Origin of the sequence: Butyrivibrio sp. FCS014 (assembly GCF_000526935.1) — a bacterium.
Taxonomy (GTDB): Bacteria; Bacillota; Clostridia; order Lachnospirales; family Lachnospiraceae; genus Butyrivibrio.
Map to the genome: position 1 here is coordinate 19,544 of NZ_JAHA01000004.1, position 22,720 is coordinate 42,263.

23 protein-coding genes and 1 pseudogene are annotated in these 22,720 nt (G+C 42.5%); 22 read left to right on the plus strand and 2 right to left on the minus strand.

The window, feature by feature from the left end; genetic code table 11:
* The first annotated feature begins 88 nt into the window (after positions 1-88).
* The 5 genes and pseudogenes from T456_RS0102970 to T456_RS0102985 all read left to right on the plus strand — a co-directional run.
* On the plus strand, positions 89-1,957 hold the full coding sequence (locus T456_RS0102970; protein ID WP_197026852.1) for an EAL domain-containing protein: 1,869 nt from the start codon (positions 89-91) through the stop codon (positions 1,955-1,957).
* 17 nt (positions 1,958-1,974) lie between these two features.
* Positions 1,975-2,811 (plus strand): hypothetical protein, encoded by an 837-nt coding sequence (locus tag T456_RS0102975; RefSeq protein WP_024864854.1) that lies wholly within the window; start codon positions 1,975-1,977, stop codon positions 2,809-2,811.
* A complete protein-coding gene (locus T456_RS20985; RefSeq protein ID WP_051464958.1) occupies positions 2,795-4,102 on the plus strand; it encodes a PDC sensor domain-containing protein in 1,308 nt (435 codons plus the stop codon). The genes T456_RS0102975 and T456_RS20985 overlap by 17 nt, the downstream gene beginning before the upstream one ends.
* Before the next feature lie 25 nt (positions 4,103-4,127).
* A complete protein-coding gene (locus T456_RS19035; protein WP_051464959.1) occupies positions 4,128-4,829 on the plus strand; it encodes a PP2C family protein-serine/threonine phosphatase in 702 nt (233 codons plus the stop codon).
* 94 nt (positions 4,830-4,923) lie between these two features.
* Positions 4,924-5,451: pseudogene (locus T456_RS0102985) on the plus strand (FKBP-type peptidyl-prolyl cis-trans isomerase); the annotation flags it as partial.
* 31 nt (positions 5,452-5,482) lie between these two features.
* On the opposite strand, the gene T456_RS0102990 reads toward T456_RS0102985, so the two are convergent.
* A complete protein-coding gene (locus T456_RS0102990; protein ID WP_024864856.1) occupies positions 5,483-8,584 on the minus strand; it encodes a cellulase family glycosylhydrolase in 3,102 nt (1,033 codons plus the stop codon).
* A gap of 69 nt (positions 8,585-8,653) precedes the next feature.
* On the opposite strand from T456_RS0102990, the gene T456_RS0102995 reads away from it, so the two are divergent.
* Positions 8,654-9,892 (plus strand): IS256 family transposase, encoded by a 1,239-nt coding sequence (locus tag T456_RS0102995; protein WP_024864735.1) that lies wholly within the window; start codon positions 8,654-8,656, stop codon positions 9,890-9,892.
* A gap of 118 nt (positions 9,893-10,010) precedes the next feature.
* Here the strand turns inward: T456_RS0102995 and T456_RS0103000 are convergent, their stop codons facing one another.
* Positions 10,011-10,289 carry a hypothetical protein gene (locus T456_RS0103000; RefSeq protein ID WP_024864857.1) on the minus strand — a complete coding sequence of 93 codons (279 nt, stop codon included), beginning with the start codon at positions 10,287-10,289 and terminating at the stop codon, positions 10,011-10,013.
* A 137-nt stretch (positions 10,290-10,426) separates the two neighbouring features.
* Between T456_RS0103000 and msrA the strand changes: the two genes are divergently transcribed.
* The 16 genes from msrA to T456_RS0103090 all read left to right on the plus strand — a co-directional run bounded on the left by msrA (position 10,427) and on the right by T456_RS0103090 (position 22,719).
* Positions 10,427-10,909 carry a peptide-methionine (S)-S-oxide reductase MsrA gene (msrA, locus tag T456_RS0103005; protein ID WP_024864858.1) on the plus strand — a complete coding sequence of 161 codons (483 nt, stop codon included), beginning with the start codon at positions 10,427-10,429 and terminating at the stop codon, positions 10,907-10,909.
* A 381-nt stretch (positions 10,910-11,290) separates the two neighbouring features.
* On the plus strand, positions 11,291-11,665 hold the full coding sequence (locus tag T456_RS0103015) for a PepSY domain-containing protein (RefSeq protein ID WP_024864859.1): 375 nt from the start codon (positions 11,291-11,293) through the stop codon (positions 11,663-11,665).
* Positions 11,666-11,874: 209 nt separating this feature from the next.
* The gene (hflK, locus tag T456_RS0103025; protein ID WP_024864860.1) at positions 11,875-12,828 is read left to right on the plus strand and encodes an FtsH protease activity modulator HflK; all 954 of its coding nucleotides are present in this window, start codon (positions 11,875-11,877) and stop codon (positions 12,826-12,828) included.
* A gap of 23 nt (positions 12,829-12,851) precedes the next feature.
* Positions 12,852-13,727: a protease modulator HflC gene (gene hflC / locus T456_RS0103030; protein ID WP_024864861.1), complete on the plus strand. Its 876-nt coding sequence runs from the start codon at positions 12,852-12,854 to the stop codon at positions 13,725-13,727.
* Positions 13,728-13,826: 99 nt separating this feature from the next.
* On the plus strand, positions 13,827-15,104 hold the full coding sequence (locus tag T456_RS0103035; RefSeq protein WP_242835851.1) for an O-acetylhomoserine aminocarboxypropyltransferase/cysteine synthase family protein: 1,278 nt from the start codon (positions 13,827-13,829) through the stop codon (positions 15,102-15,104).
* Positions 15,105-15,128: 24 nt separating this feature from the next.
* Positions 15,129-15,728 (plus strand): HD domain-containing protein, encoded by a 600-nt coding sequence (locus T456_RS0103040; RefSeq protein WP_024864863.1) that lies wholly within the window; start codon positions 15,129-15,131, stop codon positions 15,726-15,728.
* A complete protein-coding gene (locus T456_RS0103045; protein WP_024864864.1) occupies positions 15,715-16,002 on the plus strand; it encodes a hypothetical protein in 288 nt (95 codons plus the stop codon). Before T456_RS0103040 ends, T456_RS0103045 begins: the two co-directional genes overlap by 14 nt.
* A 145-nt stretch (positions 16,003-16,147) precedes the next feature.
* On the plus strand, positions 16,148-17,383 hold the full coding sequence (locus tag T456_RS20990) for a PcfJ domain-containing protein (RefSeq protein ID WP_197026854.1): 1,236 nt from the start codon (positions 16,148-16,150) through the stop codon (positions 17,381-17,383).
* Positions 17,384-17,472: 89 nt separating this feature from the next.
* Positions 17,473-17,706 carry a hypothetical protein gene (locus T456_RS0103055; protein WP_024864866.1) on the plus strand — a complete coding sequence of 78 codons (234 nt, stop codon included), beginning with the start codon at positions 17,473-17,475 and terminating at the stop codon, positions 17,704-17,706.
* Between the two features lie 40 nt (positions 17,707-17,746).
* A complete protein-coding gene (locus T456_RS0103060) occupies positions 17,747-18,715 on the plus strand; it encodes a LacI family DNA-binding transcriptional regulator (RefSeq protein ID WP_024864867.1) in 969 nt (322 codons plus the stop codon).
* 124 nt (positions 18,716-18,839) lie between these two features.
* Complete coding sequence (locus T456_RS0103065) at positions 18,840-19,679, plus strand: alpha/beta hydrolase (protein WP_024864868.1); 840 nt, start codon at positions 18,840-18,842, stop codon at positions 19,677-19,679.
* A 135-nt stretch (positions 19,680-19,814) separates the two neighbouring features.
* Positions 19,815-20,294, plus strand: a complete 480-nt coding sequence (locus T456_RS0103070) for a MarR family winged helix-turn-helix transcriptional regulator (protein ID WP_024864869.1) — start codon at positions 19,815-19,817, stop codon at positions 20,292-20,294.
* Complete coding sequence (locus tag T456_RS0103075) at positions 20,291-20,842, plus strand: flavodoxin domain-containing protein (protein ID WP_024864870.1); 552 nt, start codon at positions 20,291-20,293, stop codon at positions 20,840-20,842. Before T456_RS0103070 ends, T456_RS0103075 begins: the two co-directional genes overlap by 4 nt.
* Positions 20,826-20,927, plus strand: coding sequence for a flavodoxin (locus T456_RS24025; RefSeq protein WP_334291121.1), 102 nt, complete (start codon positions 20,826-20,828; stop codon positions 20,925-20,927). Before T456_RS0103075 ends, T456_RS24025 begins: the two co-directional genes overlap by 17 nt.
* Before the next feature lie 253 nt (positions 20,928-21,180).
* Positions 21,181-21,384, plus strand: coding sequence for a hypothetical protein (locus T456_RS0103085; protein ID WP_024864871.1), 204 nt, complete (start codon positions 21,181-21,183; stop codon positions 21,382-21,384).
* Positions 21,385-21,480: 96 nt separating this feature from the next.
* Entirely contained in the window at positions 21,481-22,719 is a 1,239-nt protein-coding gene (locus T456_RS0103090; RefSeq protein WP_024864735.1) for an IS256 family transposase, read from the plus strand.
* Position 22,720: the final 1 nt, after the last annotated feature.

Sequence of the window (22,720 nt, forward strand, 5' to 3'; positions counted from 1 at the left end):
AAATTTTATGACAATATATGTTCTTACGTATTATTATTAGTGTATGGAAACTCTGATTAGTACGTCATATACTCCTGTTGGGGATATATTGGTCATTGCGATTATGGGTATCTTCGTGATACTTATTCGTGCTGCCTATATCAAGCCCAGCAAGGGTTTTCGTCTTTTTAAGTGGATACTGGCCGTGCTGACATTGGCAGCATATACGGATATCATGTACCATCTTGCTTTGGCCAATTTCGATCAAATTCCCGGGATAGTTCCATATGCATTGCGCTTTCTGTACCATCAGTTGCTTTTTATAAATTTGGAACTCTATATTCTATATATAGAACAAACTATGCAGCTGCTTCCTTCTGAACAGAAGGCGTTTCCTATAATCGGCCTATTAGGTCTTATCGGTTTTGGCATAACCGATATTCTTGGAACGATTCTTGGTTTTGGGTTCCATATTACAGATGACTTCACCATTGCGTCACAGGTTAATCTCTTCCTTGTAGAATATCTTTTCTTTGTGGGAATTGCCTTATTTATGATGATCCGGTACAGAGACCGTGTGTACAAACCGATTATCTGGGCATTTTTGCTGACAATTGCGATTGCGCTCGTCCTTATGTATATTCAGGGATTATTCAATCAGCAGTCCTTTACCACAGCGACCTTTGTATTTCCGGCGTTGTCTGTTCTTTATCTTCTTCATTCTAATCCCTATGATCTTGAAATGGGTTCACTTAAGCTGGATTCTTTTGAGTCAGATCTTCAACACAGGATTCAGGGCAAAAAGAAGTTTGCGATTTTAAGTATTTTGCTTCATGAGTTTGAAGCTGCAGGCCATAAATATCCAAAGGAAATGAGAGATATTATCAGGTCGTATGTAGAGGGATATTATAACGGTGCGGCGCTGTTTCAAATAACCGGTGGCCGCATGGAACTGGTGGTTGACCTTGATATAAACCCGGATTATGAAGAAAAAACGAAACAGATTCTTGAGGTCTTCCATGATCATTACAACCTTTACAAATATGATTACAAAATAATAATCGTTAAAAGCAGGGAAGAGATCACAAATCCTGATGATTACATAGCTTTGATCCAGTATGTTGAGAACAGGATGCCTGAGAACCAGATAGAATTTGTTGATGATGAAATACTGGATAAGTTTTCCAGCCATAAATATATAGTTGATGAGCTTAACGATATCAACGAAAAACAGAACCTTTATGATGACAGGGTTCTGGTATACTGCCAGCCTGTTTATAACCTAAGAACAGGCCGTTATGACACGGCGGAAGCTCTGATGCGACTTAATCTTCCTAAAATAGGAATGGTTTTCCCGGACAGATTTATTCCCATTGCCGAGAAGCATAATTGTATTCATATGTTGTCACTTATAATACTGGCCAAGACTTGCAGACAGATCAGGAAGATGCTGAATGAAGGCTATGTGATCAAGAGAATCTCAGTGAATTTTTCCATTCTGGATATCAGGGAAAAAGAGTTTTCGGAAAATGTTCAGCGCATCGTAAGCGAGTGCGGTATTCCTATGGATAAGATAGCCATAGAGATTACGGAAAGTCAGAACCAGAAGGACTTTGATGCAGTCAAGGAAACCTTCAGAAAGCTCAAGAGCAGCGGAATCACTTTTTACCTTGATGATTTTGGTACGGGATATTCCAATTTTGAGAGAATAATGGAGCTTCCATTTGATATAATCAAATTTGACAGATCTTTGGTAATGGCCAGCAGGAGTGATTCCAAGTCTGAGACCATGGTTTCGTATCTGGCCCATATGTTTACGGATATGAATTATTCCGTGCTTTATGAGGGTATTGAGGATGAGGAGGATGAGGTACTCTGTACAAAGATGTATGCCCGTTACCTTCAGGGGTACAAATATGCCAAGCCCATTCCTATTCAGGAGCTTGATAAGTATTTTGTAAAAGCATCACATGTATAGACTGAAAGATTGATAAAATGAGTATAGAAGCATATATTAACCCGGATTTTACCTGGTACAAAAAACTTTTTTTCCTGCTGATCACTTATCTGCTGATTAGCATTTGTATCCTTATAATTGCGGGTGTGGAAAGACTCATGGTAAAAGGCCATGGGAGAAAAAGAGGCTGCGACGAAGTCTACAAAGACAGACTGAACGATCAGATACAAAGATTCATGGAAATGGTTATTTCGGGAACGTCAGTAATGATGTTCTCCTGTTCGTATGTCGTAGTTAACCATATTTGTACACTGGTCAGCAGCGGGGCTGCAGGGAAAGCCCCTGAAGTATTGGAGATGCTGGCATCAGCCTGGAATGAAGGTAAGGACTTTATTCTATTGCTTATGATAGTGGTCTCCTGTGTAGTAAATTCACTACTGGATCGTTTTCTTATACCCTTAAGCAGACTGACCAAAGAGGAAAAGGCCAGCATGAGGATGCTGGGAATGTTTTATGTCATAGTGATTCTTATATTCCTGAACACAATAGGAGACGAGAGTCAGTATGGTCCTGTTATGATGTATTATTTCGGATTGATGGTCGGAAGATTCGTTTATTTTGACGCAAGCTTCATGGACTTCGTATATAATCTCAGGAATGTATTTTTCAACTTGCCGTTTTTACTTATGACTTTGATGCTGACCGGAATTCTTGGTCTGACCGGCTTTAGAATGGGATTTTTCCTGGAGCGGAACTACTACATAGTTGGAATATTCTACACTCACCTTTTTATGCTGGTGTGTGTGTTCATAGTTTATTGGGTTTTCAGGTTTATATACAGGGGGAAACCGAGGGAAAATGGAGAACAAGCATAGAGTATCCATTAAATCGCAGATAAGGATTGCTTTTATAGGTGTAGTTGCGCTGGCATTGGTGATCACTACCATGGTGGCTGTTGTCAGTATGCTGCGAATCAGGCAGGATGCTTCAGATGTGCTTAAAACCCGTATGGAAAACAACCTGACCAATATGGTGACGACCAAAGCGGAAGTTGCAAATGCCGAATTGCAGCGATATACAGGCTACGCCAATATGCTTGCCGATTATCTTCATATGCTGTATCTGAATCCTGAGGATTATCCTCCTTATGAGGTTTTGCCTCCTTCGAAAGCGGATGCGGATCAATTTGTGATGAAAAGATATATCGCAAGCGAGGATATAACTTATGAAAGCCTTAAAAGCGAGTGTGATCTTCTTGGTAATGCAGACGATGTATTTAAGCCGATAGCTATGGAAAATGAAGATGAAATAGTGGCCATTTTCTACAGCACAGAGTCAGGACTTCAGATATCCTATGACAAGGATTCGGAAGTGACAGCGCATGAAGATCGATCTGAGGTATATTTCAATTATTTTGATCGTCCCTGGTACAAAATGTGTAAGGAAAGGCAGGAGGTCTGCTTTACCGATGTATATGAAGATACCTATGGCAGAGGATATATGATCACCTGCGTCGCCCCGGTATATGACGGGGACGGTGTTTTTGCCGGTGTTGTAGCCATGGATATGATGATCGACCACGTCTACAATGTTCTCATAGATTTTGACATTCTAGAAGGCCGCAGTGACTATGCTTTTCTGGTTGACAGCACAGGCCGTGCGGTTTCTCCATTGTACAAAGACAGCAATATCAAAAACGATCCCGAAATTGGACAGGAGATCTGCGCGAAGATTCTCGGACCGGATATCGGAGTCTCTTTTTCTGAAACTTCAGGTGCATACTATGCTTATGCGCCAATCAAGGCTGTAAACTGGAACCTGTGCCTGCATGTGCCTGAGGAAATGGTACTGCAGCCGGTTGAGGACATGAGTATAAAAATCAAGTCTTCAGTGCTGATGTTTTTAGCTATATTCGCATTTATCACGCTCCTTAGCCTTACTGCTGCGGGCGCATTGTCTTCCGGCTTGATAAAGCCTCTGTTAAACCTTAAGAAAGATGCAGCTGAAATCAGTAGCGGTAATCTGGATCATGTGGCAAAGATTTATCAGAATGATGAGATTGGTGACCTGGCAGTAAGTTTCAATAACATGGCTGTTTCACTTAAAGACTACATTGCGAATCTGACCGAGGTTACTGCTGAGAGAGAGGATTGGAGCGGAGCTTAATGTTGCCACTCAGATTCAGGCAGACATGCTTCCCACCAATTTTCCGCCGTTCCCGGATAAAAAAGAATTCGAACTTTACGCCACAATGGATCCCGCCAAGGAAGTGGGCGGTGACTTTTATGACTTTTTCTTCATTGATGATACACATTTGTGCCTCGTAATGGCTGATGTTTCAGGTAAGGGTGTGCCGGCGGCTCTTTTCATGGTGATTGCAAAGACTCTGATCAAGCACAGAGCTATACTGGACGGAACTCCTTCCGAGATACTCGAATATGTGAACGAGCAGCTCTGTGAGGGCAATGAGGCTGATCTGTTTGTAACGGTATGGCTGGCGGTTCTGGATATCAAGACAGGAAAGGGAATGGCTGCTAATGCAGGCCATGAGCACCCTGTACTAATGAGGGCAGGCGGCGACTTTGAACTTGTGGAATATCGCCATTCTCCTGCGGTTGCCACCATGGAAGGGATGAAATTCAGGCAGCATGAATTTGAACTTCACCCGGGAGACCGCCTGTTTGTCTATACCGACGGCGTTCCGGAGGCAACAGATTCAAGCAATGAGCTGTTCGGCAATGACCGTATGCTCTATGTGCTTAATAATAACAAGGATTCTTCAGTTTATGATCTTCTGAAAAACATGAAGAGCTCAATAGATGGATTCGTCGGCGAGGCACCACAGTTTGACGATATCACCATGCTTGTGTTAAATTATTACGGCGAGCGTTAACTGATGTTTTTTGGAGGATTTACTTACAATGAAAAATGAAATGGATTTTGATAATAGCGAAGAAATGACAAGCTGCTGCGGCGGTGAGAGCAGCGAAGGCTGCTGTGGCTCTGAAGGCTGCGGCTGTGATGAGGAAGGCTGTGGAGCAGGCGGTTGCGGCGGATGCTCAGGCTGCCATTCAGCTCCTGCTATAGAGGGTAAGAATGTTGGAAAGATTGCCCGTGTACATTACAGGGGAACTTTCAATGACGGTACACAGTTTGATTCATCCTATGACAGAAATGCTCCCCTCGAGTTCGTGTGCGGCGCAGGCATGATGATCCTTGGCTTTGACAAGGCTGTTGCCAACATGGAAGTGGGAGAAACCCTTGATGTTCACCTTATGCCCGAGGAAGCTTATGGCGAGGTTGACCCCAGAGCCGTGCTTACAATGCAAATAACAGAGCTTCCCGGTTCAGAGGAGCTCGAAGTAGGTGAAAGAGTTGCTCTTCAGGATATGTACGGAAGACCTTTCCCCTGTACAGTAGCTGCTAAGGATGATACAACCATCACTTTTGATGCAAACCATGAACTGGCAGGAAAAGAGCTGAATTTCACTATTGAGTTATTAGAAATCAAGTGATATTTAATTGAATATGTTACGTTTGTATTGCTCAGTGCTCTAAAATGCGCTGGGCAATATTTTTTAGCAGGTGGGCGATGATTCCGTTATCTCTGTTAAGCGTTTGAGGCAGTGTGGGAACGCGATCATAAAGCACCTGCAGATAGTCAAATCTTTGGCCTTTAAAATCAAGGATTTCTATGTCATATACTGCAGAAACACCGGTTCTTGCGGGCTTGATTCCGGTGATTACCCCCTGCATCTTTGCGGTTGTATTATCGCTTTCAACTTCTACATCAACATAATCACCAATGGAGATATCCTGCATTTCATCAAGAAAGATCTTAAGGTTATGCTCTGTAAGGTAAGTAGTAATTCCGTCAAAGCGATAGCTCTTTTCCCCGGTTGTTATGATGGTTGCTGGTTCAGCGTCAATAACATGCACTGTTTCTGAGTCACTGTCTCTTCCATCAACCAGAAACATGGACATAATGAGGAAGTAGGAATTTCGAACAAGCCAGAAGAGCAGTATAAACAGGCCAAGAGATCGAATGCCTTTAACTATAAATAATGTACGAATAATTCCGGCGATGGAAAGGGCGGTCAGAATTAGATATGGCATAACAGTCTTAAAATCTGTGTGACGTTTGATGGTTTTTTTGCTCTTGTCGGTAACTGCGAATTTTTTGGTGGTTATGCCAAAGAGCTCCTTGATCACGGGAACAAGAAGGAACGGCATAACGCTGGTTTCGTAGATTCCGCTCCACTTAAGGGACACAGCGTTGTTGCTGTGGGCTCTAAGGCAAAGGTCCTGCAGGATGAACATGGGAACCCAGAATATCAAAAGATCTATCCAACTGCAGTTGAATACCGGAATAGTAAATACTGCGAACACAAGCGGGGATAGGATATAAATCAGATTTTTCAGCGGTGAGTACCAGTAAACTACTGAACTCCAATAACTCAGCTTCTGAATCGGGGAGAGGTTCTTGCGGCGGAAGATCTTGAGCTGGCGAGCGGTGCTGATAACACCGCGGCCCCAACGAATCCTCTGCTTGATGTGTTCCGCAAAGGTATCGGGAGTCTTGCCGCTGGCAAGGGGTTCCGGAAGCCCAAGGCTTACAAAACCATTGGATTCTATAAGAAGTCCTGTTGCAAAGTCCTCGGTAATGGATTCAGTGTAAAAACCACCAATTTTATCCAGGGCTTTTCTGGAGATCACCGTATTGGAACCGCCGTAGATTACGCTGTTTGAAGAGGTTTTGGATACTTCGATGGTACGATAAAAGAAATCCTGCTCGTTTGGAGCATTTTTCTCGGAATACAGCGCGTACTGAAAAACATCAGGTTCATAGAAACACTGAGGGGTTTGTATAAGTCCAAGCGGAGCCTGATCCGCTTCTGGAAGGGCGGCATTTCTCTTCTCATTATCAACAAAATAGGGTATGGTCTTAAGCAGAAAATCGCTTTTTACCAGCATATCTGCATCCAAAGTAACCACATATGGGGCATTTGTCAGTCCCAGTGCGTGGTTTAAGTTTCCGGCTTTGGCGCCTTTGTTGTCGGGCCTGTCGAAATATCCGACATGCATTTTTTCAGCCAGCTCCCTCATGGCCGGACGACGATTGTCATCGCAGACCCAGATGTGGACCTTGCTCTTATCCGGATAGGACAGATGGTTGCAGGCATTTATCGTCTTCTCGAGAAGATCTGTGGGTTCATTGTAAGTGGCAATGAAAATATCCACTTCCGGATATTCATCATCCGCAATCTTGGGAAGGGGATGATCTTTCATGCCCAGAAGATGAAGATACAGGATTATGGATTCGACGAATCCGAATATCTCAACTATGAGCAGAATTATGTTGGCCGAGGTAGCCAGTACACCATATTTCCATGGCACAGAGTAGACTACACGCCAGTACAAATACATAAGGGTAAAGAACATGCTAAGGAGCAGGACAACTATACGAAGAACACCTAAAACGCTGTCTCTGCTGGGTGGCCGCTGTGTGCTTTCGTATTTTGTTACAGTATCATATGTCTTATATTTCTGGCCGGTAACTCTTTTTATAAAAAGGGTCAGCAACAGGCATACTGCCATTCCTGCAAGGACATAGAGGGCTTGCCTGGGCCAGCTTGAAGTGATTATGATATCCCGCTGAGTAAGAGACTGCTTTAACCATACCGGGAGAGAGCTCTCTCTTTTGGGGGTGATAGGAATGGGAATATCGTGTGGATACTGGCCTTGTATAAGCGCTTTGATCCAGCTTCCTACCGGGGTAATATCGTTATCTGTGATAGGCTGTGTCGGATTGTAGGAAGGGTACAGAAGGGCGGAGGATTCGTCTTTGTTGGATAGGCTCCAGACTGCATAGCTGATGCCTTTCTCCTGTAATAGTCCGAACCAGGTAGCTGCATTTTTGTAGCCTACGCGGCCATCACCGCTGGCTTCTGAGATACCGCATTCGGAGATAAACACAGGAAGATTCCTGTCCAGGGCTTCAATGAGCTCTGATCTAAGATCACTGCCATGAGTCGCTGAATAGAAGTGGAGAACATACATAAGATTATCAAAAGCAAGAGGATCCCTGGCAGCACTTGAAAGATCCTTGTCATAGTTGGGAGTTCCCACAACTATGACGGAATTTGGACTGTTCCTGCGGATGACGGGAATAACCTGCTCAGAGTAGGTTTTAACATCTTTCCAGGTAGTCTCCCTGTTGGGTTCATTACATATTTCATATATAATATACGGAGAATCAGCGTATTTCGCGCTGATCCTGCCAAAAAACTCAGTGGCTTCGCTTAAGTGCATATTGGGATCGTAATCATCAAGAATATGCCAGTCGACAAGTACATACATGTCGTTGGCAATTGCATAATCCACTCCCTTGATAAGGAGATTCCAACTTTCCTTGGGATTTTCGCAATATAAATCGGAGTACATTGGAAGGCGGAGCATGTTACAGTTCCATTCCACAGACAACTGCCTGAAAAGATCATTGTTCACAAATTCCGGAAACCAGGTGATGCCGTGTAAGCTCAAGCCTCGAAGAATGACAGGATTACCGTTTTGATCCACTAATTGAAGGCCATCGACCATTATGTCCATATAATGGTGTAAATTGAAAATTAAATATAAAAGAGCCATGAATGCTCTCTCCTGATTTAAAATGTTAAGTGACCAAACAAAACAGTATAAAGGAGGCAAGTAATCATCATGGCTCAAGTAAATATTACATTAAACCATGAGGAATTGGTAGCATTATTAGGAGGAGACCGAGAAGAAGCGTTCAAGCATCTTGTCGAGAAAATCCTCAATGAGGCTCTATTAGCGGAATCCACAGCCCAACTGGGAGCTGAAAAGTACGAAAGGTCTGATAACAGGACTGACCAGCGCAACGGTACAAGAGAACGTGAACTAACCACCAAGATAGGCACTATCGTCCTGGAAGTACCGCGCCACCGATTATCACCCTTTCACACCACTCTTTTTGAAACATACCAGCGTAGTGAAACAGCCTTGCTCAATACCATGGCAGAAATGGTCATCATGGGCGTTTCTACGCGTAAGGTGAGTAATGTTATCGAAATGATATGTGGCAAGGAATACTCCAAGTCCACTATATCAGAGGTGTGTAAGCGACTTGATCCAGAGATCAAAGAGTTTCAAAACCATGATCTGAGTGTTCATGATTATCCTTTTATCATGGTGGATGCCACATATTTTAAAGTACGTGAAAATCATAGGGTTGTTTCAAAAGCTTTATTCATAGCAGTAGGTCTTACAACTGATGGCAAGAAAGAAGTCCTATACTTCAATGTATATGATGGCGAAACTAACGATACATGGCTTGACTTCTTCAGCCACCTGAAAGCCAATGGTCTTAAGGATCCACTTATGCTCACTTCTGACGCCCATAAATCCATTCGATACGCAGCGTTCAAAGTGTTTCCTAATACACCGTGGCAGCGTTGTCAGTTTCACTTCACTAAAAACATCCTTGACGCAGCCCCAAACTCACAGAGACCCGGGCTTGAAATAGAGTTAAGGCAAATGTTCCTGGCTAAGACCCTTACTGCTGCAAGAAAAAAGCGCGATGACATCCTGTCAGACTACTCTGATGTTGCTCCAAAGGCGATGGAACTGCTTGACAACGGATTTGAAGATGCCATGACGGTATATATGTTGCCAGAGAATACATGGCGCCACCTGCGTACATCAAACACAATAGAAAGGCTTAATAGAGAGTTAAAACGCCGTTCCGATGTTATACAAATATTTCCGAATGAAGCTTCATTATTACGTCTCATGGGCTCGGTGCTTATAGACCAGAATGATATCCTACTAATGAAACGTACAAGTTTTGGCCGGAAAGCTTATGAAAGCATATCTAATGAAACCCGTATCAAACTCAAAACCCTGGCCTTTGAACAGCAAAAGATTATGGCCGCATAACAGCTGCTCAAAGATCTGGAGCCCGAGGTAATAAAGTAGCCACCCTGCCAGCGGCAGGGCTTGTCCTTGATGCCCATAAATCAGAATGCTAAGCTGAGAAAACCGATGGTGATGCATATCAGCTGCTCATGAGTCTATCGCCGTCGGTGATTGACATACAGCGTTCTGATTTATGGGTGTCAAGGATGGCGGACACAGCCACAACATTTATATCAGGAATCAATTTACACCACATATAGGACTTGACCCCATCGACAGATAGATTTCCGTTGACTGAAGGCCTTGCATGTACATATTCTGTTGTTTCTGCAGCAGAAACCCTTGCATTTGGAAGAAAACATGCCAGAATAAGAGATAAAAGCAGAATAATAGAAGGAATTCCACGTAATCTTTTCATTGCTACAGCCCTCACGGAATGATCTGCATATTTACGGTTTATTGTATAATTATATCACAAATAAGAACGGAATTTTTGTGGCCATTATAACAGGGCCGCTTAATATGGGAATTATTAATAGAAAGAAGGAATTGAAAATGAAAGCATATTTCGCCGGCGGATGTTTTTGGTGCGTTACACCAATATATAAAATGTATGGAGTTGATAATGTTATCTGCGGATATTCGGGCGGTGATGAGAAAAATCCTGCTTACGAGGATGTAAAAGCCCAGAAAACAGGCCATAGGGAAACTATTATGCTGGAATATGACCCAAAGAAGGTGTCATATGATAAGCTGCTTGACATATTTTTTGCCAATGTAGATCCCTTTGATGGGGAAGGACAGTTTATCGATAAGGGATTTTCCTATACTTTGGCAATTTATTACACTACGGAGGAAGAAAAGCTTAAGGCCTACAGCAGGATTAAAAAACTGGAGGAGGAGACCGGTAAGAAAGTGTACATTGCACTGGAATCCTTCAAGAGCTTCTATGAGGCCGAGGAATATCATCAGGACTATTATCTTAAAAACCCGGAGGCCTTTGAAAAGGAGCTTGTAGAGTCCGGACGTAAAAAATAACAATTGATTTTTGTGGAAAATGCCCATGATAATTCAAAGACTATCATAAAGATTGTTGGTTTTAGCATTGACTCCGATTATTGTGATTTCTATAATTCATACTTGTGCAATTAAATGAATTACTATCTGAATTTGCACAGTGAACTGTAATTAGCCACAATAATCGGAGGTATATAACAATGAACAAGAAGTTTCTTGCAAGAGTTTACAGAGCAGTAATTAATGGCATCATTCGCTATGGCGCAACACACAGCGAGTACTGCTACCTTTAATTCTTAATTATTTTCAAAATATCTTTTGCCAGATAGCCCCGACCTTCGTATAAATAATCAGAAAAGATGACACGCAAGTGCGTTTTCAAGCGATTGGAGGTATGGGGCCATGAAAGCAATCTTCGTCAAAGTATTAGTATTAACAGCTCTTTCAGCTATTATTATTTTAGTCTCTTCTATTCCATCGTTTGCGGCATCAAGTGAAACCATAAGCACAGATCAGCATAGATCGATCATTTCTTATCTGCTTCAGCAGGAAATATCATCTGAGCAGGCAGTAAAGATTGCATATAATCATGCCGGTGTTGACAGGCAGGATGTTCTTTTCCCACAGGTTGAAGTTCATATAAGCGATGAATATAAAACCTACAGAGTTAAGTTCTATATTGGATTAACGGAATACACATATGATGTAGACGGTGCAACCGGTAAGATCAATTCCTTTGAAACAGTAGATTACGGTGATCTTTGCAGCGCAAGATAAACTCCATACCATAAGAGAATTTTCCGGGGCTATTCCTCATTTGTGAAGGGATAGCCCCTTATTTTACGGCATCTATCCGGGAGGAAGATGCCCTTTTTTAGGAATACAGGCCATTATTTTGCCATGTTTTGGTTTGACCATAGCCTCTGCCTGCTTTATAGTCTATATATATTCGATGAGAATATCGCGAATAGACAGGAGGACGTGTAATGAAATTACAAAGAGAACACAATTTTAGCGCAGCGAAGTTTGGTAAGACCGCGCTTGCGATCATCGTTGGAATATTCATATTATCCACGGTAATGGGTTCGTTTTATAACGTAAGCGAGCAGGAGCAGGCGGTTGTTACTCAGTTTGGCAAAGTGGTGGCCACCAATACAGCCGGCCTCTACTTCAAAATCCCTTTTATTCAGAGGGTTCACATGGTAGATATGACCACCCACGGTATCGGAATCGGTTATGTGATTGACAAAAACGGTCAGAACATCACTGTAGACGATGAAGGCATTATGATCACATCGGACTTCAATTTTGTAGATATTGATTTTTATCTTGAATACAAGGTAAGTGATCCGGTGGCCTACATCTACAACACCAACAATCCTGAGAGCGTAATGAAGAACATTGCTCTTGCCAGCATCCGTTCTACCGTTATCAATTATCCGGTTGATGAGGTAATCACTACGGCGAAAGGCCAGATCCAGTCGGAAGCCAAGGAACGCTTACAGTCAGCACTTCAGGCTGAGAACGTTGGACTTACAGTGGTTAACCTTTCCGTACAGGACGCAGAGCCCCCGACAGATGAGATCAAGCAGGCTTTCAAAGCTGTTGAGACAGCTAAGCAGGGAAAAGAGACAGCGGTTAACAATGCACGTAAGTACCAAAGTGAGCAGGTTCCCGCAGCAGAGGCTGAGGCCGACAGGATCGTACAGAACGCTGAGGCTGAAAAAGCAGCAAGAATTGCCGAAGCTGAAGGTCAGGCCGCAAGGTTTAACAGTATCTTTGAGGAATACAGTAAATATCCTCTGATAACCAAACAGCGTCTTTTCTATGAAGCAATGGAAAATGTGCTTCCTGACGCAAAGGTTATCATTACTGACGGAAAAACCCAGCAGATCCTGCCATTGGATTCATTCAGCGGTGACAGCGCATCCGGAAATTGATGAATAAAGTTGAGGGAAAAAATATGAGAAAGAAAATCACAAAAACAATTATCGCCATAATAGCGATAGCCATAGTATTGGTACTGGCGGAATCACTATATACGGTTCATCAAAAGGAATATGTAGCGGTAAGACAGTTCGGTAAGATCGTAAGGATTGAATCAGAGCCCGGACTTAAAGCAATTACACCTTTTGTACAGAGCACACAGCGTATCAGCGCAGCAACAAAGCTCTATGATATTCCGAAATCTGACGTTATCACCAAGGACAAAAAGTCCATGATCACTGATACATACGTACTTTGGAAGGTCGTTGATCCCACCAAGTACATTCAGACGCTGAATGCACTTGATACCAGGGCTCAGGAACGTATTGAAGCTGCTGTATATAACGCTACAAAAACAGCTATTTCATCCATGTCTCAGGACGAAGTCATTGAGGCAAGAGGCGAGGCTTTAACAAACATCATCACCCAGGACGCAAACTCAGACATGGGTGGCTATGGAATTGAGATTGTAAAGGCCGAGATCAAGGCCCTTGACCTTCCTGATGATAACAGAACAGCCGTGTATGAGCGAATGATTTCCGAAAGAAACAACATTGCAGCATCATATCAGGCAGAGGGTGAAGCTGAGGCTCAGAAGATCAGGAACGAAACCGATAAAAGGGTATCTATCCTTAAGTCTGAAGCTGAAAAAACTGCAGCTAAGCTAAGCGGTGAAGGTGAAGCTGAATACATGAAGACTCTTTCTGAGGCTTATAACACAGAGGAAAAGGCAGAATTCTATAACTTCATGAGGTCTTTAGATGCTTTCAAGGAGTCTCTTGGTCAGGGAGAAAAGACCATTATCCTGGATCAGAACTCAGAGCTTGCCCGGATGTTCTATATGAACAACTAAGCGACTTATCGCTGGTAATAAGTTTTACTTAATTGCCCTGCATGTAACCAAGTGTAATAATACACCTATCATAAATAAAGGCGATAGGAGGAGAGCATTATGAGTTACAGATTTGAGACACTTCAGTTACATGTAGGGCAGGAGCAGCCGGATCCGGCTACAGATGCAAGAGCGGTACCGATTTATCAGACCACATCATATGTATTCAGGAACAGCCAGCATGCAGCAGACAGATTTGGTCTTGCTGATGCGGGAAACATATACGGAAGACTAACGAACTCTACACAGGATGTCCTGGAAAAGAGAGTAGCCGCTCTTGAAGGCGGCAGCGCAGCACTTGCCCTTGCATCCGGTGCTGCAGCAATCACATATACAATTGAGGCTCTTGCTGCAAATGGCGGTCATATTGTGGCTCAGAAGACTATCTATGGCGGCAGCTACAATCTGCTGGCTCATACTCTTCCTCAGTTTGGCATAAATACAACATTTGTTGATGCCCACAACCTTCAGGAAGTAGAAGGAGCAATCACAGACGACACAAGAGCCATCTATCTTGAGACTCTTGGCAATCCCAACAGTGATATCCCTGATATCGATGCAATCGCAGAGATTGCTCATAAGCACGGACTTCCGCTGGTAATCGACAATACCTTTGGAACCCCTTATCTTATCAGGCCCATCGAGCACGGTGCTGATATTGTTGTACATTCAGCTACAAAGTTCATCGGTGGCCATGGAACAACTCTTGGCGGAATCATTGTAGAATCCGGCAAATTCAATTGGAAGGAAAGCGGCAAGTACCCGAACATCGCAGATCCCAACCCCAGCTATCATGGTGTTTCTTTCTATGACGCTGTTGGTCCCGCTGCATTTGTTACATACATCAGAGCAATCCTTTTAAGAGATACAGGTGCAACAATTTCTCCTTTCAACGCATTTCTGCTTCTTCAGGGAGTTGAGACACTTTCCTTAAGACTTGACAGACATGCCGAGAATACTGCAAAGGTTGTGGAATTCCTTAAGAACCATCCTAAGGTAGAAAAGGTAAATCACCCTTCATTGGAGGATCATCCTGATCATGCCCTTTACACCAAGTATTTCCCTAATGGCGGAGCTTCAATCTTCACATTTGAGATCAAGGGTGGCAAGGATGCGGCTTGGAAGTTCATTGATAACCTGGAGATTTTCTCTCTGCTTGCAAATGTTGCCGATGTAAAGAGTCTTGTTATTCATCCTGCATCTACAACTCACTCGCAGCTTAACGATGATGAACTGGCTGATCAGGGTATAACACAGAGCACCATCAGACTTTCCATCGGAACAGAGCATATAGACGATATTATCGCAGACCTTGAGAAAGGTTTCGCGGCAGTGTAAACTATCCCTTAAGGGGGATATTATATGAATGCAAAAGAACTGCTGAACATCATGCACGTTACGGAAAAGCTCAAGGACACCACCAGACACTGCTATACTTCAAAAGGCAGACACGAGAGTGTGGCAGAGCACAGCTGGCGCATTACGCTTATGGCATATTTTGTTAAGGAGGAATTTCCCGAAGCGGATATGGACAAGGTCATAAAAATGTGTCTTATCCATGATCTTGGAGAAATATTTACAGGAGATATTCCTTCCTTTAACAAGACTGAAGCCGATACAAAGCGTGAAGATGAGTTATTGTTTGAATGGGTAGCAACGCTTCCCGAGCCATATGACCGGGAAATGAATGCTCTTTTGCAGGAAATGAATGCTCTTGAAACTACCGAAGCCAAGATTTACAAGGCCTTGGATAACATGGAGGCTGTTCTGCAGCATAACGAATCAGATATAGCTACCTGGGAGCCCCATGAATATGAGCTGAATCTCACCTACGGCAACGATAAAGTGGCTTTTTCACCTTTCCTTCAATCGGTTCGGGAAGAGATACGTAATGAGACCATTGAGAAGATTAAAAACTGCGCCGAACCCGGAAATGGAGGTGAGAAGCATGATGATAACTGAAATGCTGGATAAACTCCTTGAAATGGCCAAAGAGGACAAGGATCTTAAGGAGAAGCTTCTTGGGACAAAAGATTCAGCTAATCCACTGGCAGATTTCTGTAAAATCGCATCAGAGATAGGACTTCCCATGTCTGTAATGGATATTGTCAATCAGGGAGAGGAGTTCTATGCCGAGATCAAGCGAAGCACCAACGGAGGCGGAGAAAACTCGCCGGATCTGGATTTTCAGAATGATGAATATTCTATATTCATGATGAGACTCAAAGACATTTGAATAAAAGCTATGCGATAAAATGATAAAGAAAGGGCGATGCTTTGACGTATGTGCGATACGCAAAGGATCGCCCAAAAGTTTCTTTGTGAGGAACGAACCGACTATGCAAGAACAAACGCTGCAGGGATCATGGAGAACTCCTGTTTTGGATACAACTTCATTATCGTCAATGATTGCGAATATCAGGAAGGTAGATGAGAGAAGTGCCGTGCTCTCTTTTATCACCATTGAACCGTATATAGATATGATTTACGTTGAGGTGGAGGATCCTGTAGAGGAGATCTTCAATATTTCGAGATTTACATTCCATGACAATCTGCGCTGGAGAGAGGATGAAGAGAAGGATTTCGAGAAGAAGTGCCTTAACAGTGACTATCCACTTCACTATAACTCGGCAGATTTTGACCGGATCTACTCATATTATTCAGCGCTGCACCCTGAGTGGCATCTGAAGAGGTATTATACCAGGGAAATGCGTCTTTTAGACCATATCCATCACTGTATGACCAGGAACACCGCCAAAGAGCTGCTGTACAAAGCCGGGGTGGATGAGCTGGCAGTTAGAGTTAATGATGCTCATGGGATAAATCCTTCAGCAACAAATCCGTCTGAGATCTATGGAAATGTACCAATGCGAGTTATAAGAGCGTTAAATACCGAGTATGGGGCAGTTTTACTGTCAGAAACGGAATACAGAGGATTTTTAAAGGAAATTGGCAGTCAATATCCTGATATTTTTAAGGATCCCCTAAATGATGCGCAGTGTGAGTACATACTGCGCCTTAAAAAGGGCGATCTTACCAATCCGGAGATATACAGGCTCTTTTTGTCTCAAAAAACAAGACTTTCCGGACTTTGGAGCCATTCTCTTTTTGTCAGATTTGTGGCTGCTGAAACCGCCAAAGATACAATTCGTGAAAAAGCACAGGCGCTGATCGCGGTTGATCCCTTCTATGAAAAATACGTTCCCAGCATGGGAACAAGTAAGCTCGCAGAGTTATTACACTATCTGGTCAATAACAAGGAGGAGCTTGACCGGGATATTAGAAGATCCAACAGGAAAAGAGATTACAGCTGGCAGGAACACTATGATGGCTATGTAATACGGTATCCGCAGACCATAAACGATTTTTGCAGGGAATCGGTTTATATGAGCAACTGCCTTATGAGCTATCTTGAGGCCTACGTTGAAAATGACACTACCATAATGTTTCTTCGAAGAGAGAACGATGTTAACATACCCTTTATTACAATTGAGATATATAACAGAACACTAACACAGGCATTTCACAGGTTTAATACGGAATGTACTTTGGAAGAAACCGCGTGGATAAAAGGATTTTGCTGGCGACATAATATCATTTATGGATGTGACAGATAATTTTTTGCCGGAAGAATACATCTTTCGTATAAATATGTGTAGTTAAGAAAACAAATTCTGTTAATATATGAAATGAGAGGGTAGATAATATGAAAGATATCAGATTAAATGATGACCAGTTAAACAATGTAGCCGGTGGCAAAGGTTTGAACATCCCACCTCAGCGCTTCAACGTTGGAGATAAGGTTCTTCTTAGGATTTATCCTGAATATGGAGTAGGCATAGTCAGGGAGGCCAAAGTCGAAGCAAGTGCCTGGAAGTACACCGTACAGTTTGATGCCGGTATGATGACAGCTGATGAGTTTGAATTCATTCCAGCTTGAGTGAAACACCGTATTCTACGGGGGAGGATTTTGATAACGCATGGTTGGCATTAAAGATATAGCAAGCAGATGTGGGGTATCGCCTACCACCGTATCAAATGTTTTGAACAACAAGAACAATGTAGGACAAAAGACCAGAGACAGAGTCCTTGAAACTGCAAGAGAACTGGGATATGTCCATAAAAAAACTGAAGTTGTGGCCGGTGGCAGTAAAAGGAACACAGTAGCCATCAACTTCAGTGATTTTGATGCGCAGTTCTACTTTGATGTCCTTCATGGGATCAGTGATTATGCGGTGAAAAGAGATTTCAATCTCCTTATATGTACCAAGGAGAATTTTGCCAAATATGCTGATTCAGAGAGTATATGCGGCTGCATTATAATGGACTGGAGTACTGACGATGCAACAATCTTAAGTATCGCAGACAAAGGGATCCCCATGATCACGCTGGACCGGCAGATGCCTCACAAACTCATAAAAAATATGGTGACAGGCAATTATGAGAGCGAGAAGACTCTTGTTGAGAAGCTTGTTTCTTCAGGGTTTAAGTCTTTTGCTTTTCTCGGAGGCATTGATTCCGACGACAACAGGGAAAGATACAGGGCTTTTAGGGATGTGTTGAGGGACAACGATATTTCTTTTGACAGAAATCTTTTATATGAAGGGGATTGGACAGAAAAGAGTGGTGCAGCAGCTGCAAGGCTTATTATGTTGCAACCACGTATGCCGCAGGTTTTAGTATGTGCCAATGACCTTATGGCAATCGGTGCCATAAGAAAGTTTCAGGAGAACGGCATCAGAGTCCCGGATGACATCTCTGTCTGTGGCTTTGATGATGTTATAATGTCCAAATATCTTGGACTTACGACGGTTTGCGTTCCAAATTATGAGAGAGGCTATCTTGCTATGCAGGCTCTTTCTGATATCATTGACGGTACCGGTAATTTTGAAAATTTCAAGATTGGAGCAAGGGTCAAGTGGAGAAAGTCCATAAGGCCTTTAATTTAAGAACATCATTGTTATAAAGATTGTGCTTTCGCAGTTCCTTGGAAATAATGAGGGTTAGATCATTCTTTTTCAATCGTGATAATGACTGATCATACGGTTATATATGCGGAGGTAAAAGCACCAAATGTACAATTTCAGTATTAAAGGGATCCGTAGCAAGCGAATCCAAATAGAGGCAAACGGGCTTAGAATTCCTCTTTTGATATTGAAGCCTCTGACTGAGCCGAAAAATGCTCCCGGGGTTATGTGGATCCATGGCGGCGGGTATATGACCGGCATGAAAGAAATGGCTTATATCGGAAGGGCAGCTGATCTTGTGAGAAATCACGGCGCGGTTGTGATAGCTCCGGGTTATCATCTGTCGCTGTTTCATCCATATCCGACAGCACTTAATGACTGCTATGCCACGCTTTTGTATATTAAGGACCATGCAAAAGAGCTGGGAATAAATCCGGATCAGATAATGGTTGGCGGAGAGAGCGCCGGAGGTGGTCTTGCTGCAGCTATTTCAATGCTGGCAAGAGACAAGGGTGAAGTGAAAATCGCTTTTCAAATTCCGCTGTATCCTATGATTGATAATTTCGATACGGAAAGTTCTAAGGATAACCACGCTAAGGTCTGGAACACCAGAAGAAACCATCAGGCCTGGGCTGTGTATTTGAGAAAAGATGCAAAGAAGGAAGTTTCTCCATATGCAGCTCCTTCAAGGCAGACTGATTATTCAAACCTTCCTCCTGCCTATACTTTTGTATGTACGGCAGAGCCCTTCTATTGCGAGACACTGAAGTACATAGATGATCTTAAGGCTGCAGGCGTAGAGGCTAAAGTTGATGTCTACGAAGGAATGTATCATGCATTTGATATGAGCGAACCGGAGCATCCGACAGGAAAAGAGGCAATAAATAATTTCAATGAGATGTTTGCTTACGCCAGGGAACATTACTTTGCAAAGCAGGAAGAGTGACTTTCAGTATAATGTACATTTTAGCTTCGGTTAAATCCCGAAGCTTTTTCTTTGGAATTGTGTTGACAAAAAATATGTAATATATTACATTGTTTCATATAGGTAATATATTACATAATATAAAAAGGAGCTCACATGAATTACGATGAAGTAATGAATATAGAAAAAGTAACGTTTGGAGATATGCCACCACAGCCGTTTTTACTCGGATTACTCAGTGCATTTGATAACAGATATCAGGCTGCAGCCGATGCATATTTCAAGGAGATTACCTGGAAACAATTCTTTGCAATAATCTGTATCAACCTATGCAAGGAACCTCCGACATTGAATGAGCTTTCAGATGTAATGGGAAGTTCTCATCAGAATGTAAAGCAGATTTTACTTAAGCTTGAGAAAAAGGGGTTTGTCTCTGCAATCCCTGATGAGAAGGACAAGCGAAAGCAGCGAATCTTTGTCACAGATAAATGCAGGACTTTTCTGGAACAGAATGACAATAACGGTCAGCAGAGCCAGTACGTCATCGGAAGAATATTTAATGGAATCGATGAAAAGAGCCTTCAGACTACCATACAAACTATCATGAAAATGGAAAGGAATTTGAGCGAGTTATGAAAACACTGATTATTTACACATCACAGACAGGATTTACTAAAAGGTACGCAGAGTGGATTGCAGAAAAAATGAGCGGTGAGCTTCTTGATCTAAGGGATGCTCAGAAAAAGAGTGATGATTATTTCAAGGACTTTGACGCGATCTGCTACGGAGGTTGGGCTATGGCAGGTAATCTGGTCAAAGGTAAGTGGTTTCTCGAAAAAGCTTCTGACTTGCAAGACAAGCGCCTGGCTATGTTCTGTGTAGGCGGCAGCCCTAATGACAATCCTGATGTAGATGCTTTTCTTCAGAATGTCCTTACGGAGGAGCAGAAGAAATATATTAAAGTATTTTACTGTCAGGGCGGTTTTAACTATGAAAAGATGAAGGCACCATCCAGACTTGCAATGAAGATGTTTGTATCAACTCTCAGGAATAAAAAAGATGCTACTGAGAAAGAAAAGGCCATGGCCGAGAAGATGGCTTCATCCTATGATATTTCTGATGTCAAATATATAGAACCTATAGTGGCTTATCTGTTGGAGAAAGGTAATGAAAAGGCTGTTTAAAACCCTGCTTGAAAGATATGATTTCACAGGAAAAAATATTCTTCCTTTCTGCACCAACGAAGGAAGTGGGATGGGATCCATCTGAACAGAGGGAATAATTGAACGAAACAATGAAACAATAAGCGCAATAATAGACACAGGGCATCAACTTCTGACAAACGTCACGGAAGCTGGTGCCCTTTTTAATTTGTAAAACCAGCTGAAAATAATAAAAAAAAAGTGAAATATCGTGCCATAAATGGGTGCTGTACGTTATCTGAGTTAAAATGTGATATAGATTGCTAACTTAAATTTAAGGCGGTGCTCAGGCCGCGAAATAATATCATTGGAGAAATGTTATGGATGTTTTTATGGCAAATAAAGAGTTTAATGATTTCGTCAACGTTGAAAGACCTTTGCTTCCTGAAGAAGTTGAAAAGCAAAGTGTCGAAAAGCTCCTGAAAGAGGAAATGTATGTTCCTAAAAAGAAGGAAAAGTTTTCAAATGAGGACATGTCAGCTCTTGAGAGGGAAAATGCTCATTATGTCCATATAATGGTGTAAATTGAAAATTAAATATAAAAGAGCCATGAATGCTCTCTCCTGATTTAAAATGTTAAGTGACCAAACAAAACAGTATAAAGGAGGCAAGTAATCATCATGGCTCAAGTAAATATTACATTAAACCATGAGGAATTGGTAGCATTATTAGGAGGAGACCGAGAAGAAGCGTTCAAGCATCTTGTCGAGAAAATCCTCAATGAGGCTCTATTAGCGGAATCCACAGCCCAACTGGGAGCTGAAAAGTACGAAAGGTCTGATAACAGGACTGACCAGCGCAACGGTACAAGAGAACGTGAACTAACCACCAAGATAGGCACTATCGTCCTGGAAGTACCGCGCCACCGATTATCACCCTTTCACACCACTCTTTTTGAAACATACCAGCGTAGTGAAACAGCCTTGCTCAATACCATGGCAGAAATGGTCATCATGGGCGTTTCTACGCGTAAGGTGAGTAATGTTATCGAAATGATATGTGGCAAGGAATACTCCAAGTCCACTATATCAGAGGTGTGTAAGCGACTTGATCCAGAGATCAAAGAGTTTCAAAACCATGATCTGAGTGTTCATGATTATCCTTTTATCATGGTGGATGCCACATATTTTAAAGTACGTGAAAATCATAGGGTTGTTTCAAAAGCTTTATTCATAGCAGTAGGTCTTACAACTGATGGCAAGAAAGAAGTCCTATACTTCAATGTATATGATGGCGAAACTAACGATACATGGCTTGACTTCTTCAGCCACCTGAAAGCCAATGGTCTTAAGGATCCACTTATGCTCACTTCTGACGCCCATAAATCCATTCGATACGCAGCGTTCAAAGTGTTTCCTAATACACCGTGGCAGCGTTGTCAGTTTCACTTCACTAAAAACATCCTTGACGCAGCCCCAAACTCACAGAGACCCGGGCTTGAAATAGAGTTAAGGCAAATGTTCCTGGCTAAGACCCTTACTGCTGCAAGAAAAAAGCGCGATGACATCCTGTCAGACTACTCTGATGTTGCTCCAAAGGCGATGGAACTGCTTGACAACGGATTTGAAGATGCCATGACGGTATATATGTTGCCAGAGAATACATGGCGCCACCTGCGTACATCAAACACAATAGAAAGGCTTAATAGAGAGTTAAAACGCCGTTCCGATGTTATACAAATATTTCCGAATGAAGCTTCATTATTACGTCTCATGGGCTCGGTGCTTATAGACCAGAATGATATCCTACTAATGAAACGTACAAGTTTTGGCCGGAAAGCTTATGAAAGCATATCTAATGAAACCCGTATCAAACTCAAAACCCTGGCCTTTGAACAGCAAAAGATTATGGCCGCATAAC